General features: G+C 38.2%; 14 protein-coding genes and 1 rRNA gene. 13 read left to right on the forward strand and 2 right to left on the reverse strand.

Annotation, left to right across the window (positions count from 1 at the left end; translation table 11 throughout):
• Nucleotides 1-24: 24 nt before the first annotated feature.
• The 9 genes from M3210_RS04585 to M3210_RS04625 all read left to right on the forward strand — a co-directional run bounded on the left by M3210_RS04585 (nucleotide 25) and on the right by M3210_RS04625 (nucleotide 9,881).
• Nucleotides 25-609 carry a TadE/TadG family type IV pilus assembly protein gene (locus tag M3210_RS04585; protein WP_251512012.1) on the forward strand — a complete coding sequence of 195 codons (585 nt, stop codon included), beginning with the start codon at nucleotides 25-27 and terminating at the stop codon, nucleotides 607-609.
• Between the two features lie 23 nt (nucleotides 610-632).
• Nucleotides 633-1,151 (forward strand): A24 family peptidase, encoded by a 519-nt coding sequence (locus M3210_RS04590; protein ID WP_251512013.1) that lies wholly within the window; start codon nucleotides 633-635, stop codon nucleotides 1,149-1,151.
• 12 nt (nucleotides 1,152-1,163) lie between these two features.
• Nucleotides 1,164-2,615, forward strand: a complete 1,452-nt coding sequence (locus tag M3210_RS04595; protein ID WP_251512014.1) for a DUF6382 domain-containing protein — start codon at nucleotides 1,164-1,166, stop codon at nucleotides 2,613-2,615.
• The gene (locus M3210_RS04600) at nucleotides 2,608-3,471 is read left to right on the forward strand and encodes a PP2C family protein-serine/threonine phosphatase (RefSeq protein WP_251512015.1); all 864 of its coding nucleotides are present in this window, start codon (nucleotides 2,608-2,610) and stop codon (nucleotides 3,469-3,471) included. The genes M3210_RS04595 and M3210_RS04600 overlap by 8 nt, the downstream gene beginning before the upstream one ends.
• Nucleotides 3,468-4,292: a serine/threonine protein kinase gene (locus M3210_RS04605; RefSeq protein WP_251512016.1), complete on the forward strand. Its 825-nt coding sequence runs from the start codon at nucleotides 3,468-3,470 to the stop codon at nucleotides 4,290-4,292. Before M3210_RS04600 ends, M3210_RS04605 begins: the two co-directional genes overlap by 4 nt.
• A 15-nt stretch (nucleotides 4,293-4,307) precedes the next feature.
• Nucleotides 4,308-5,654, forward strand: a complete 1,347-nt coding sequence (locus M3210_RS04610) for a type VII secretion protein EssB/YukC (protein ID WP_251512017.1) — start codon at nucleotides 4,308-4,310, stop codon at nucleotides 5,652-5,654.
• A gap of 163 nt (nucleotides 5,655-5,817) precedes the next feature.
• A protein-coding gene (locus M3210_RS04615; RefSeq protein WP_251512018.1) for an IS3 family transposase occupies nucleotides 5,818-7,169 on the forward strand; the annotation gives its coding sequence in 2 pieces (ribosomal slippage) (nucleotides 5,818-6,268 and nucleotides 6,268-7,169; 1,353 coding nt in all).
• Nucleotides 7,170-7,475: 306 nt separating this feature from the next.
• A complete protein-coding gene (gene ntdP / locus M3210_RS04620) occupies nucleotides 7,476-8,003 on the forward strand; it encodes a nucleoside tri-diphosphate phosphatase (protein WP_349774315.1) in 528 nt (175 codons plus the stop codon).
• A 120-nt stretch (nucleotides 8,004-8,123) separates the two neighbouring features.
• Nucleotides 8,124-9,881 (forward strand): ABC transporter ATP-binding protein, encoded by a 1,758-nt coding sequence (locus M3210_RS04625; RefSeq protein WP_251512019.1) that lies wholly within the window; start codon nucleotides 8,124-8,126, stop codon nucleotides 9,879-9,881.
• Nucleotides 9,882-9,925: 44 nt separating this feature from the next.
• Here the strand turns inward: M3210_RS04625 and M3210_RS04630 are convergent, their stop codons facing one another.
• The gene (locus tag M3210_RS04630) at nucleotides 9,926-11,215 is read right to left on the reverse strand and encodes a glutamate-1-semialdehyde 2,1-aminomutase (protein WP_251512020.1); all 1,290 of its coding nucleotides are present in this window, start codon (nucleotides 11,213-11,215) and stop codon (nucleotides 9,926-9,928) included.
• 167 nt (nucleotides 11,216-11,382) lie between these two features.
• Here M3210_RS04630 and bcp point away from each other — a divergent pair, with 167 nt between their 5' ends.
• From bcp to perR, 3 genes are all read left to right on the forward strand, one after another.
• On the forward strand, nucleotides 11,383-11,853 hold the full coding sequence (bcp, locus tag M3210_RS04635; protein ID WP_251512021.1) for a thioredoxin-dependent thiol peroxidase: 471 nt from the start codon (nucleotides 11,383-11,385) through the stop codon (nucleotides 11,851-11,853).
• 34 nt (nucleotides 11,854-11,887) lie between these two features.
• Entirely contained in the window at nucleotides 11,888-12,835 is a 948-nt protein-coding gene (locus M3210_RS04640; protein WP_251512022.1) for a D-2-hydroxyacid dehydrogenase, read from the forward strand.
• Nucleotides 12,836-12,984: 149 nt separating this feature from the next.
• A complete protein-coding gene (perR, locus tag M3210_RS04645; RefSeq protein WP_251512023.1) occupies nucleotides 12,985-13,428 on the forward strand; it encodes a peroxide-responsive transcriptional repressor PerR in 444 nt (147 codons plus the stop codon).
• Nucleotides 13,429-13,477: 49 nt separating this feature from the next.
• Here the strand turns inward: perR and M3210_RS04650 are convergent, their stop codons facing one another.
• Nucleotides 13,478-13,855, reverse strand: coding sequence for a YgzB family protein (locus M3210_RS04650; RefSeq protein WP_251512024.1), 378 nt, complete (start codon nucleotides 13,853-13,855; stop codon nucleotides 13,478-13,480).
• A 577-nt stretch (nucleotides 13,856-14,432) separates the two neighbouring features.
• Between M3210_RS04650 and M3210_RS04655 the strand changes: the two genes are divergently transcribed.
• Nucleotides 14,433-14,778 (forward strand): 16S ribosomal RNA (locus tag M3210_RS04655); the annotation flags it as partial.

Genomic DNA, 14,778 nt, shown 5'->3' on the forward strand with positions numbered 1-14,778 from the left:
AGAAAGAAGGCGGGTTGAATACCATTGAACTTAAGAAAAGAAGATGGAAGCATCACTCTTGAAGCCTCTTTGCTTATCCCTATTTTATTACTGTTTTTCCTTGCGTTAATGTCATTTGTGAAAATAGCTATTGCAGAGATGGCACTCCAGGAATCAGTAAATGAAACTGGTCAAACCATTGCACACTATTCATTTCTTGCTCTCGTTATTGAAGGGGCGATTATGGATGGAACGGAAGGATTTATTGATGATTTAACGGAGGAACAGAAAAACAGGTTCGAGAACAATGTAATTGCGGAACACTTACTGGATGCGTTAAGTGAAGAAATTAAAAATGCTATCCCTACAACAGGAGCCTTGCTTAATAGTTATGTTGCAGAATCAGTCTACGAAGCTGCTGTCAGAGATAAATACGAAAAGAAAGTAGGTAGTTCAGACTTTTTCAATGCCAGCGGCATCACCGTTACTGACCATAATTTTCCTCAGACCCGCGGGGATTCAGATGTCGTCATTGAAGTTGAAAATGAACTGCGTCTAGTATTTCCATTCTTTGAGAGAGATATAAAAATCAAGAAGAAAACAGTCGAACGCGCTTGGGCTGGAGGCTGATAATAAAATAAAAGGAGAAAGACATGCTCTACCACTTTATTATATTGTTCATATTTCTAATCTTTGCTTCCTATTATGATATGAGATACCAGCGGCTGCCAAATTGGCTGAACGTAACCGGGATGTTGGTCGGAATGGCTTATCACCTGGTTGTTTATCAAATCGATGGATTTCTGAATTCTGTACTAGGATTGCTCGTTGCAGGGGGTATTATGCTCGTTCTTTATATCTTTAAGGCGCTCGGAGCAGGTGATGTGAAACTGTTTGCGGCGATCGGAGCTATTACAGGTATTTTATTTTCATTATATGCAATCATGTATACGATTATTTTTGCCGGGATTATCGGACTTATTGTTTTATTATTTACAAAAACATTTTTGGTTAATATCACGTTAGCACTCTTACATATCAAAGAATCAATGAAAAAGAAATCACTGACCCCGTTGGATGAATTTAAAAACAACATATCTAATAAATTTCCGTTCATGTATGCTGTTATTCCAGGTGTACTCACAGCATTTTACTATATGTATCTCGTATAAGGAGGAATGAAAATGGCTAATCAATTAGATGATTATTGGATTGAATATATCGAATCGAACGGTACATACATTAAAATGAAAAAGTCGCAATCTGAAGGATTTCAGCAGGAAGACTTTCAGGAGCTTCAAGTAAAAATGATCCAGTCCAATTATATACCGCGACTAGTACCAATGACATTTGAAGATGTAAACAATGAGGTATCCGTTTATTATAAGATTGAAGGTTTACGAGGACTTCGGTCCATATCGAAGGAGCGCCCCCCTTCGATGCAGGAATACTATTCTTTATTCATCAATCTGGTTCAAGCATTACAGGATTCAAACAACACGATGCTGAATGATAACCATTTTGTTTTAAATGAAGAGAATATTTACATTGGTAAAGGTTATCACGATGTATATCTTATGTATGTGCCGATTAAACAGAATAACAGCCGTATTTCGGTTAATGAAAGTTTGAAGAAGCTATTATTGAATATGGCGAGTGAAGTTAGAGGATTAAATGGTACGCAATTCAAAATGATTCTCAATTATTTAAAAGACCCCGGTTTCAGTCTCCGAGGTATAAAACAATTATTAAGTAAACTGCAGGATAAACAGCAGGAAGAAATGCCAGTAAACAGAAGTCAGTCAGAAGATGATAGTAACCAGGAAGAGTATAAAATAAAAAAGGTGAGAAGCCTTCCACCATTAAGCAGTAAAATTAAACTATATTCGATTCTGTTTGGATTTCTTGCGATCGCTGTTATCTGGAAGTTTTACACGGATTCTCCGAGTACGGTGATGTTGATTACATCGATTATTCTGTCCCTGCTTGTCATTGCTGCTGTAGTAGTCTACTGGTTTATCTGGCGCCCGGGTGTAGAGCCGATTATTACTGAAAAAGAAGTAAAGGTGAAGAGTAAGCAATTTAAACAACCCGTACAATCAAAGACAGAAGAAAATACGGAAACAGATCACTTCGGATTAGGTACAGAGGAGCAAGACGGTTATCAGTTTACGGAAGCAGACTATAACTTACCTCAGCGAGAAATTGCGATGAGTACAGAAACAGCGGTTGAAAATAAGGTTCGCGTGGATCAGCCCCAAAATCCAACTTATGATGAAACGATGCTGCTCGATGCTTCAGAAATGATACCTCAAGCAAATAAACCAAAAGTACAAAACTTTTTAATTACAAATCGGGATGGTTCAGAAGAGAGAATTGAGCTAAATAGCGATAACTTTATTATCGGAAGAGCAGAGAAGGGTACGGATTTTGTAGAAAATGGTGTTGGTGTGTCTCGAATGCATGTCGAATTCATCAGGTTGTCTGATACGTATGGTCTGAAGGATTTAGGTGCCAAAAACGGGACCTATGTTAATCAGGAAAAAGTCATACCTTATAAAATTCATGAATTGGAAGATGAAGATGATATACAAATCGGAAAAACAGTCTATACATACAGGGTCGTCTATGAATAATACATTGGAGAGCAAAGGACTGTTTGCTGGGAAGGTAAGTGTTAAGCCTGATTCAAAAAAAGTGAATGAGGATTATCTTACTTACTCCAGCGCTTTGATTCAACCTGATGAGGAAGTGCATATTGCCATCATTGCAGATGGAATGGGCGGCTATTCAGCAGGTGATGCAGCAAGTTATTACGCAGTCAATTTCATTTTGAAATGGTGGAAAAGTACCGTTTGGACACATCAGTCAGCAGAAAGTTTTATGAATGAATGCGAGACAAGCATCATTGATGCATTTCATGAAATCAATCATGATCTCATTGAATTCGGCAGACTTGAAAATAAGAAAATCGGCACGACATTAAGTGTCATTTTATATGCAGAAAACAGATATTATATTTGTCATATTGGCGATACAAGAATTTACCGTTTTCGGGAACGTGTGCTGGAAAAAGAGAACCCTAGCGACGATACCATTGATCTGAATCAGGAAAAGTCACTCATTCAATTAACGGAAGATCATTCATGGGCCAACGAACAGTTAAAGTATGGTCATATGGAAGTTGAAGAAGCAAGAGCACATGAGAAAGCGAATTATCTTACGCAATGTCTTGGTGTAGAAGGAGAGATCCAGCCTTTTACAGCCTCTGGTTCATTTACCTATGCTGATTATTTCTTATTAAGCACAGATGGATTTCATGACTTATTTTCGGCTGATTTATTAAGAGAAGAATGGTGTAAGCATGTAGAGGAAGGAACAAGTATGCAGGGGGTCTGTGACCATTTTTATGGAATGATAAAAGCGTCGCAATTTCAAGATGATGCTTCTTTGATTGCTGTGAATATCGGTAAAAGAGCTGATGACCAATGATATTAGAGAAAAAGGAATGGATTGATAATAAATACCAGGTGGTAGATTTTTTATCTGAAGGAGGTACATCTTTCGTCTATGAGATAAAAACATCTTCCGAAAGACGGGCTGTACTGAAAGTAGTGAAACAGCCAACAACCCTTTTTAATGAGCAGATTGACAATGAAGCAAAAATACTTGCTGCTGTACATCATGAAAATGTACCTGAGCTCTACGATAAAGTAACGATAGCAAAATATCATCACGGTATTATTATGAAAAAAATGCCAGGAAAAAGTTTATCCGAAATAATTGAAGAAGATGGAAGACGGTTTATTTGGCGAGAAGTGCTGGAAATAGCAATTCAGCTTGCGAACATCATTCATGCCTTTCATCATCACAGTTCTCCAATTGTCATTAGGGATATAAAGCCTTCTAATATCTTGTTATGTGAAGAGAACCGAGTACATTTGATTGATTTCGGTGCATCTGTACCAGTGCAGGCTGCCGGGCAGCATAAAGCAATTGGGACAATCGGTTATGCTGCACCGGAGCAGTTTGAACATGGGGTTGCTGATTTACGTTCCGATTTATTCTCATTGGGAGCTGTGTTGTTTTACATTGTAAGTGTAGGTGAAAATATCTATACAAGTGATGTCGAAAAAATTGTGGCAAGCAAACTGCCGAAAGCTTTTGCTAAACTTATTATAAAACTGACTGAAACAAATTTGGATGAACGCTATCATTCAATTGATCAAGTGCTAAGCAGTTTAATAAAAGTCAGACCAACGTTTATGGAATATATATTCCGCCCAGAAATAGAAATGGCGGAACGGACATAACTTGGAGGTGATCACATGGAAGATACGCAGAGAAGCAAGCAGGGATATATCACGGAAGACAATGAAAAGGTTATTTATCAGATTGATAAAGAGTATACCAACCTGATTGATGCAGATCAGCTGAATGAATTGAAGAAAACAGATCCTTTATTCTTTCATTTCTTAAACGGTCAAGAAAGTAAGCACCACGTACATATTTATTATGAGAAGGAAAGCGGTTATCAGTCAATTATAAACTTCACTGAAGCAAATCAGGAAATAAAACGGAAAATAGCGATTGGTCTTCTTTCCGTCGAAAAGTTGATTGGTACACAATATACAACTTTTCTCCATCCGACGAATATTTATGCAGATGCTGAAGGAAATGTAAAGCTTGCTCATCGTGGAATACGTTCTGTGTTTCCGACAGAAGAATTGACGGTTCCCCAGCTCCTTTCTGATTTAAAGAGAATCATTATTTTACTGTTTTCCTCGACACGTTTTTCTGAAGTGTCAGATTGGAAAAATCTAAAGAAAGGAAATCCCTTTTTAGAAAAAATTTACCGTGCTTCCAGTATCCATGACCTTCGTCAAATTCTCCAAGCTGAGGAAACACCTGCTGCCGCAAAGGAAGTACAGCTTCCAAATAAACAATTACTGTCTGGTGTTTTAATTGGACTTATTGCTGGTGTCCTGCTGATATATTTATTTCAGGTAATGCCAATGACACAAGCTGCAGATGTACAGATGGATAGGAAAACTTCATTGGAAGATGAAAACAACCAATTAAAAGAAGTCAATGCCGAGCTGGAGGAAGAACTCGAACACAGCGATATAATGAATGAAGCATTTGAACATGTCATTCACGGCGATACAGAAGAAGCAATTAATCTGTTAGAAAGTGCAGCATATCTCGAAGATCATGCAGAAGCGATTTTATTTGAACAATACCTCTTATTAAATACTCAAGAAAGTCTTAAAAAGGCAGTGAACATGGGGATGGATGATCCAATAAGCTTAGTGGAGGAATTGCGCAGCTTGAAAACTAAAGAAGCCAAAGCAGCGATTCTTAGTATAGAATCTTCCTTACCGGAAGTAATTATAGAACAAGCTTGGATAAATGGTGCATACGATAAGGTAATTGATACTTATACTAGTCTAAAAGATAATGACAGGGCAAAATATTTGGCAGCTTACAGCTATATCGAACAAGGTAATTATAAAAAAGCAATGCAGCTTGGAGAAGAACTCGAGAATAAAAATGTTCAAATCGAAAGTCTAAAGCTTCAAATAAAAGAAATAAAGAAAGATAAAGATTTAGATGAAAGTGAAATAGAAGAGCAAGTTGAAGAATTAGAAGAAATGATAGAGGAATTAGAGTAAATAAAGGTGAGGAGCACAGGGATTCTAACTCTAACTGATTTTCCTTAGCTTATAAATAGAAAATGAATTCAAATAGCTGAAGATTGTATATTAAAAGCACTGCAATTCTGAACTGCACCCCAATTGTTAGACACTAACTAACAATTGGAGGTGCAGTTTTAATATGACTAAATATACAGGTGATATGAAGTTAAATATTATCCAAGGATATAATCCGAAAATAATGTCTAAAAAAGGATATGCAAAGCAACTGGGCATTCCCAGAGCACTATTCCAATATTGGCTGAAATTATATGAATTGCATGGAGTAGAAGGATTAAATAACCCCTGTACAAACTGTTCTGTTAGTTTTAAACTAGACGTACTAAACTATATGGTTCGAACTGGTGCGTCATTAATGGATACCGCAGCTCTCTTTAAAATCTCTAGTTATACCATGGTGTATGATTGGCAGAAAAAGATGAAGAGTGGTGGTATTGAAGCCCTTGAACCAAGTAAGGGGCGTCCATCCATGGGAAAGAAATCATCTAAACAACCAAAACAAGGACCAGCTGAAGATTCAGTAGAAGCACTTGAAGCACGTATTAAACAGCTGGAAATGGAAAATGAGTATTTAAAAAAGTTGAATGCCTTAGTTCAAAACAAGGAAAAATCACCAAACAAGACAAAGCGCAAGTAGTCTATGAGTTAAGGCATAAATATCCGGTGAAGGCACTCGTAAAGCTCGCAGATATACCACGTAGTACATATTATCATTTGGTGAAGAGAATGAATCAGCCAGATCCAGATATTAATTTGAAAGCTGAAATAAAAGCTATCTATGAGGAACATGATGGTCGATACGGCTACCGCCGTATTCGTGATGAGCTAGCTAACCGTGGACAAAAAGTGAACCATAAAAAGATCCAACGTATTATGAAAGAACTTGGCCTAAAATGTTTAGTGCGAATGAAAAAATACAAATCTTATAAAGGTACTGTAGGAAAAACGGCACCAAATCATTTAGATCGTCAATTTACAGCAGAGGAACCAAATCAAAAGTGGGTAACAGATATAACGGAGTTTAAGTTATTTGGTGAAAAGCTTTATTTATCGCCAGTATTAGATTTATTCAATGGAGAAATTATTACATATACAATAGGTTCTAGACCAACGTATTCACTCGTTTCAGAGATGTTGGAGAAAGCTCTTATTCGCTTGCCGGCAAAGCATCAATTACTCATGCATTCCGATCAAGGTTGGCATTATCAGATGAAACAATATCGTCATGCCCTTCAAGATAGAGGGATCAAGCAAAGCATGTCCCGTAAGGGAAATTGTTATGATAATTCTGTGATGGAGAATTTCTTTGGGATTATGAAATCAGAATTTCTTTATTATAAGGAATTCGAAAATGTAGAGCATTTTAAACTAGAACTACAAAAATATATAGAATACTATAATACGAAACGGTTGAAAGCAAAGTTAAAAATGAGTCCGGTACAATACCGAACTCATTTTGAGCAAGCTGCATAATGAATTAACCGTGTCTAACTTTTAGGGGTCACTTCATTCGCAGTGCTTTTATCATGTATATCGGCATAGCAACGATTTAGGTGTGAAAGTCCATCTTGTAGAATACATTAATCCCATTAAAGCAGCGCGGGTTACTAATCTCCAGGTAGGAAGGAGGGAAGAGTTATCTGTCGTAGTGGATAACCAAGTGCTCTAAGTTATGCTTCCCCATTATCCTTTATCTTTTATGTTTTAACATTTATAATAGATAAGATACTATAGAAAATAACATATATATGATTATCTTGTAAAGGAAGGTTGATCCAAGTGGTTGCTCCGGAACCTGGTACAAGGATAGAAATACAAAGCTATAAACATAATGGCATGCTTCATCGGACTTGGGAAAGTAGTCTTGTGTTGAAGGGGACGGAAATGGTTGTTATTGGAGCGAATGACCGTACACAGGTAACGGAAAGTGATGGAAGAACATGGGTGACTCGGGAGCCGGCAATCTGTTTTTTTCATGCAGAGAATTGGTTTAACATCATTGGCATGATAAGGACGGATGGCATCCATTATTACTGCAATATAAGTTCTCCTTTTGTGTATGATGAGGAAGCTCTGAAATATATTGACTATGACCTAGATATAAAAGTATTTCCCGATATGACTTATGAGCTGCTTGATGAAGACGAGTATGAAACACACCGGAATACAATGAATTACCCAACCGTATTGGACCGAATCCTACAGAAAAACATTATAATTCTTAAGCATTGGATTCATCAGCGGAAAGGACCGTTCGCGCCGGACTTTGTCGATAATTGGTATGAACGATATTTGACCTATCGGTAAGCCGTCCATAAAAGCCTTGTTACGATTTGTAGCAAGGCATTTTGTTTTACAAGTGGGCGTAAACAAGTTAACAATGAATAAGTAAGTATGAATATGTGTATGTAAAAGGAAGATGACTGCATGGGTAGTATTAGGCAATATATGAACTTTGTAAAACCGTATAAATGGAAAATCCTTCTTACCATCGTTATTGGAATACTTAAATTTGGGATTCCATTGTTATTACCACTATTATTGAAATATGTGCTTGATGATATTATTTATGTGGAAACGATGACGACTGATGAAAAGATAACGCAGCTCTTTTGGGTGATGGGTATCGCCTTCTTTATATTCGTTGTCATTCGTCCTCCGATTGAATATTATCGTCAGTATTTTGCGCAATGGGTAGGAAATACAATTTTATTTGATATCCGTGATCGGTTATTTGATCATATTCAAAAGTTGAGCTTGAAGTACTATTCTAAGACAAAATCCGGTGAAATTATTTCCCGGGTAATTAATGATGTCGAACAAACGAAGAATTTCGTCATTACTGGACTCATGAATGTATGGCTTGATTTAATTACCATCATGATTGCGCTTGGCATTATGTTTACGATGGATATTCCGTTGACGATTGTTGCTGTTGCGTTGTTTCCGATCTTTGGCTTCGCCATTAAGTATTTCTATGGAAAGCTTAGGCAGCTGACCAGGGAAAGGTCCCAGAAACTTGCAGAGGTGCAGGGTCATTTGCATGAGCGTATTCAAGGAGTTCCTGTAACCCGCAGCTTTGCGTTGGAGGACTATGAACAGGAACAGTTTGGTAGTCGTAATAAAAGCTTCTTAGACAAGGCGATTGAGCATACAGATTGGAATGCTAAGACATTCGCTGTAACGAATACAATCACCGATCTTGCTCCATTACTTGTTATTGGTTTTGCAGCTTATCAAGTGATTAACGGAGCTGCTTCCATTGGAACGATGGTTGCTTTTATCGGATTTATGGATCGGGTATATAGTCCGTTGCGTCGTCTGGTCAATTCATCGACCGTTTTAGTCCAATCCGTTGCCTCCATTGACAGGGTATTTGAATTTGTAAATGAGAAGTATGATATTACAGATAAAGAAGATGCTGAGGAACTGGGCCGCGTCGAAGGGAATGTCGAGTTCGACCAAGTTTCCTTCTATTATGATGAAGATGAATTGCAAGTGTTGAAAAATGTGAATCTTACAGTGGAAAAAGGTGAAACTGTCGCATTTGTCGGAATGAGTGGTGGAGGAAAGTCCACTCTAATCAGTTTAATCCCTCGATTCTATGACGTAACGAGTGGGGCAATTCGCATCGATGGCAAGGATATCCGAGATGTAAAAGCACGTTCTTTACGGAATAACATCGGAATGGTATTACAGGATAATATTTTATTCAGTGAATCAATCGCGATGAATATTAGGATGGGGAATCCTTATGCAACCGATGAGGAAGTGATTGAAGCTGCAAAAGCGGCGAATGCCCATGATTTCATTATGAGTCTGCCTAAAGGTTACGATACATTAGTCGGTGAAAGAGGAGTAAAACTATCTGGAGGACAGAAACAGCGTGTCGCCATTGCTCGTGTTTTCTTGAAAAATCCTCCAATCCTTATTTTTGATGAAGCGACTTCCGCCCTCGATTTGGAGAGTGAGCATCTGATTCAAGAGACGATGGAGCGGCTTGCTGCCGAACGGACAACCTTTATCGTTGCTCACAGGCTCGCTACCATTACTCATGCCGATACAATCGTTGTGATAGAAAATGGAGAAATTGTCGAGAAAGGCTCCCATGAAGAACTAATGAAGAAACAAGGCAGTTACTATAATTTGTATGAAATCCAGAATTTGGATAACGGTGAAAAATAAAATAAAAGGGAAGAATCCGTATGAAAAGGATTCTTCCCTTTTTTTTATTTCATCTGTTCAAATGCTCGGTCGACTGCTGCAATTGTTTCTTCGATATCTTTTTCAGTATGTTCTGTAGTTAAGAACCATGCTTCGTATTTGGAAGGTGCTAAGTTAATACCTTCTTTTAATAACAGTTTGAAGAATTTAGCAAAAGCTTCTCCGTCTGTTGCTTCTGATTCCTTATAATTTGTCACTTTCTCTGTACCGAAGAAAACAGTAAGTGCACCATTTAGTCGATTGATTGTAATATCGATGCCATGCTTTTCCGCTTTTTCAAGGATGCCAGCTTCTAGTTGTGAGCCAAGTCGATCTAATTCTTCATAGACACCTTCTTCCTTGAGTACTTCTAAGCAAGCAATTCCTGCAGCCATGGATAACGGGTTACCTGACATTGTTCCTGCCTGATAAGCTGGTCCGAGAGGTGCGACTTGCTCCATGATATCTTTTCGGCCGCCGTATGCTCCGATAGCCAAACCGCCACCGATGATTTTACCCATCGCTGTCATATCAGGCTCCACACCATAAACTTGTTGAGCACTTCCATAAGTGAATCGGAAAGCAGAAATCACTTCATCGTATATGACGAGGGCACCTGCTCCATGTGCAAGGTCATTTACCCCTTGAAGGAATCCTTCATGTGGCGTCACGATACCGAAGTTACCAACAATAGGTTCCACAAGAACTGCGGCAACTTCATCTCCCCATTTATCTAAAGCTTCTTTTAATCCGTCTAAATCATTAAATGGAACTGTAATTACATCATCCGCCGTAGATTGTGGAACACCTGCTGAATCAGGAGTACCTAAAGTGGATGGACCTGAACCTGCTTCCACGAGTACAGCATCAAAATGCCCATGATAACAACCAGCAAATTTAATGATTTTATTGCGTCCGGTATAAGCTCGTGCAACACGGATGGTCGTCATAACTGCTTCTGTTCCAGAGTTGTTAAAACGCACCTTTTCCAAAGAAGGAATTGCTTCTTTTAACATCTTCGCAAACTTATTCTCTAAACGGGTCGGTGTTCCGTATAGTACTCCATTTTCAGCTTGTTTTTGAATTGCTTCGGTTATATGTGGATGAGCATGTCCCGTAATAATCGGTCCATAAGCTGCCAGATAATCTATATATTTATTTCCGTCTACGTCCCAGAAGTATGCTCCTTTTGCTTTTTCCATGTAAACAGGGGATCCACCGCCTACAGCTTTATACGAACGGGAAGGTGAATTCACACCACCGACTATATGTTCTAATGCTTCTTCGTGTAAAGATTCGGATGTTGAATAATTCATTAATTATGCCTCCTAGAAAGATTGCAATTTCCATACAAAGGATGGATATACTCTTTTTACTATATCAAAATTATCCATTTCGTACAGGAGCAAGCTGTCAAGCATTTTAGAAGGTATCTCATTTATCTCTATGATATAGTGGAGGAAATAGAGATGGAGGGATTATCATGACAGTAGAAGTAGGTAAAGAAGTGAAAGATTTTACATTACCAAACCAAGCTGGAGAAAATATATCCTTAAGTGATTATAGAGGGAAATACGTAGTTCTTTATTTTTATCCAAAGGATATGACGCCTGGTTGTACTACTCAGGCTTGTGACTTTAGAGACCAGCATGAGAAATTCGGTGAATTGGATGCGGTGATCCTTGGTGTCAGTCCAGATCCGGTGGAAAGGCATCAAAAGTTTATCGACAAACATGAACTGCCATTTGAATTGTTGGCTGATGAAGATCACAAGGTAGCTGAAGACTTTGGAGTCTGGAAGCTAAAGAAAAACTTCGGTAAAGAGTATTATGGAATTGAACGCTCTACTTTTATTATCGATAAAGAAGGTAAATTATTAAAAGAGTATCGTAAAGTTCGAGTAAAAGGACATGTGGAAGAAGCACTTGAGTACTTGCGTGATGAAGTGAAATAATAGTTTGATTTCAAAGGGGCAGAGGGGGAAAGTCATGATTTTATTTTCAGCTAAAATCTCAGAAAAACATCGTGTGAAGCTAGAAGAGGAATTCACGAATCAAAAGTTTATTTTTTGTGAATCGATAGAGGAAGCGGAAAGTCATTTAAAGGATGCAGAGGTTTTTGTTACGTATGGGGATGACATAACAGTAGAACTCGTTGACTCCGCACCCAAACTAAAATGGATTGCCTGCCTCTCGGCTGGGGTGGATGGTTTTCCGTTTGAGCGTTTGGAGGAGAGAGGGATCCTTGTTACGAATGCTAGAGGAATTCATAAAATACAAATGGCTGAATATGCGATTGCCATGCTTTTACAAGTGTATCGGAATTCTAAGACTATCATTGAAAATGAGCGGAAATCAACATGGGAAAAGCGTGTTAAAGTTCAGGAGATAACAGGTAAAACAATCCTTATACTGGGAACAGGTGCTATCGGCGGAGAGACTGCACGACTCGCCAAAGCATTCCGCATGAAGACGATAGGTATTTCAAGGAGCGGGAAAACGGTAGAGCATTTTGATGAAGTATATAAAACTTCCGAGCTATTGGACATTTTACCTGAAGCGGATTTAATTGTTTCCGTCCTTCCGAGCACAAAAGAAACGGCAGGGTTGTTAACTCATAATCATTTTAAAGCAATGAAACAATCTGCGGTGTTTTTGAATATGGGGCGTGGAAATGTATTAGATGAAGATGATTTATTACAGGCTGTCCGAGAAGGGCAAATTCAACATGCAGTCTTAGATGTGTTTGAAGAAGAACCACTACCGACAGAGCATCCCTTCTGGAAAGAACAAAATATAACGATTACCCCACATATATCTGGCTCATCTCCTGAATACGTAAAGCGGGCATTAGAAATCTTTAAAACCAATTTAACCGTATATGAGGATAATGAAGGTGAATTTGTAAATAAAATTGATTTGTCACTAGGATATTAAATGAAATTTAGATAAATGGAAGAGGATTATTACTATTCTTAAGTTACTTATATTGACTAGACTAGCTAATAACGATAAACTAATTATAAAGATTATTATTTAATAATATTATTGAATGCCATTATCTAGCGAAAGTGAGGTTGTTAGCGATGTCTGAAAAGAGATTACGTGATGCAATTGACACATTAAAAGAATCAGGCGTCCGAATTACACCACAACGTCATGCGGTTCTTGAATACCTTCTCAATGCGATGACTCATCCTACAGCAGATGATATATACAAAGCTCTTGAAGGCAAATTTCCTAATATGAGTGTTGCAACGGTTTATAATAATTTACGCGTATTAAAAGAAATTGGTCTCGTCCGTGAATTGACGTATGGAGATTCATCTAGCCGTTTCGATTGCAATACTTCTGACCACTACCATATTATTTGCAATGATTGTGGGAAAATTGTAGACTTCCACTATCCGACACTCGAAGAAGTAGAATCTTTAGCTGAGCAGGTGGCAGGTTTCGATATTAGCCATCATCGCCTAGAACTGTATGGTATTTGCGAAGATTGTAAATCAGTGGAGGCACAACAGCATTAATTTAATCTCGATATAAAAAACCACAGCGATAATTCGTGTGGTTTTTTTGTTACGTATTTTGCTCTTTGGATTTCGCATAACTCCGTTTGTTATATTTCTCGTCAAATTCTTTACCTTCTAAGTCTTGATCTAATGTAAGCGGCTGTTTGCAATGCATACAAGCATCTACACGGCCTAGCATTTTAGTCGGCTTCTCACAACTCGGACATATAATCGGGATTGCTCTTAAGGAAAGCGTGCCGATCCATAAATAAACAATCAAGCTTAAAAAGATTGCCAGCAGTCCCAATATAAAGAATATAATCATGACCCATTCTTTTTGTTTAAAGAGTAGACCTACATACATGAGCAGGATTCCACCAAAGATCAATATCAGGGCAAATGAACGGATTTTATTTATTTTATTTGAGTACTTCAGTTGTGCCATAACCTCATAAATTCCTCCCTTATCTTCCATTGTAGTATAGCATATTTTCTATTAAGTAGAAGAATAAAAGACTAAGAACATGTGATGAATTCCTACTTAATTGAACAAGCAAGTGTTGAATTTTAATAAAACGAGGAGGATTACTTTTATTAAGTTGGATTAAAAAGAAGGGTTATTAAAAGGAATCTTTATTTTTTATGGCATTTGAAATGAACGATAAGTTGTCCTATATATAGAAGGAAAAATTTAATCGTGGCAGAGGGATTAAAGTGATAATTTCGAATTTGAATTTCGCGTTGACAATTATAATATAACATGGTAAATTAATAAGCGTCGCCAAAAACGAGTACAACATTCGACAAAGCGATAAAATAACTTTGAAAAAAGTTGTTGACAGGAAATATCATTCGTGTTATATTAGAAAAGTCGCCGTTACGAACGGCAACAAAATATTTGCTCTTTGAAAACTGAACAAAACAACCAGTATGTCAAGCGAGGTCACGTGAGTGACCAAGCATAAACTTAATAAGAAAACCCCGTTTTCTTATTAAACAACAGCTAAGTTTTTTCAAACACTTTTATGGAGAGTTTGATCTTGGCTCAGGACGAACGCTGGCGGCGTGCCTAATACATGCAAGTCGAGCGCGGGAAGCAGACTGATCCCTTCGGGGTGACGTCTGTGGAACGAGCGGCGGACGGGTGAGTAACACGTGGGCAACCTGCCTGTAAGATCGGGATAACTTGCGGAAACGTGAGCTAATACCGGATAATGCTCCACACCTCCTGGTGTGGAGACGAAAGACGGTTTTGCTGTCACTTACAGATGGGCCCGCGGCGCATTAGCTAGTTGGTGGGGTAATGGCCTACCAAGGCGACGATGCGTAGCCGACCTGAGAGGGTGATCGGCCACACTGGGACTGAGA

The organism is Oceanobacillus luteolus (genome assembly GCF_023715655.1).
Taxonomy (GTDB): Bacteria; Bacillota; Bacilli; order Bacillales; family Amphibacillaceae; genus Oceanobacillus; species Oceanobacillus luteolus.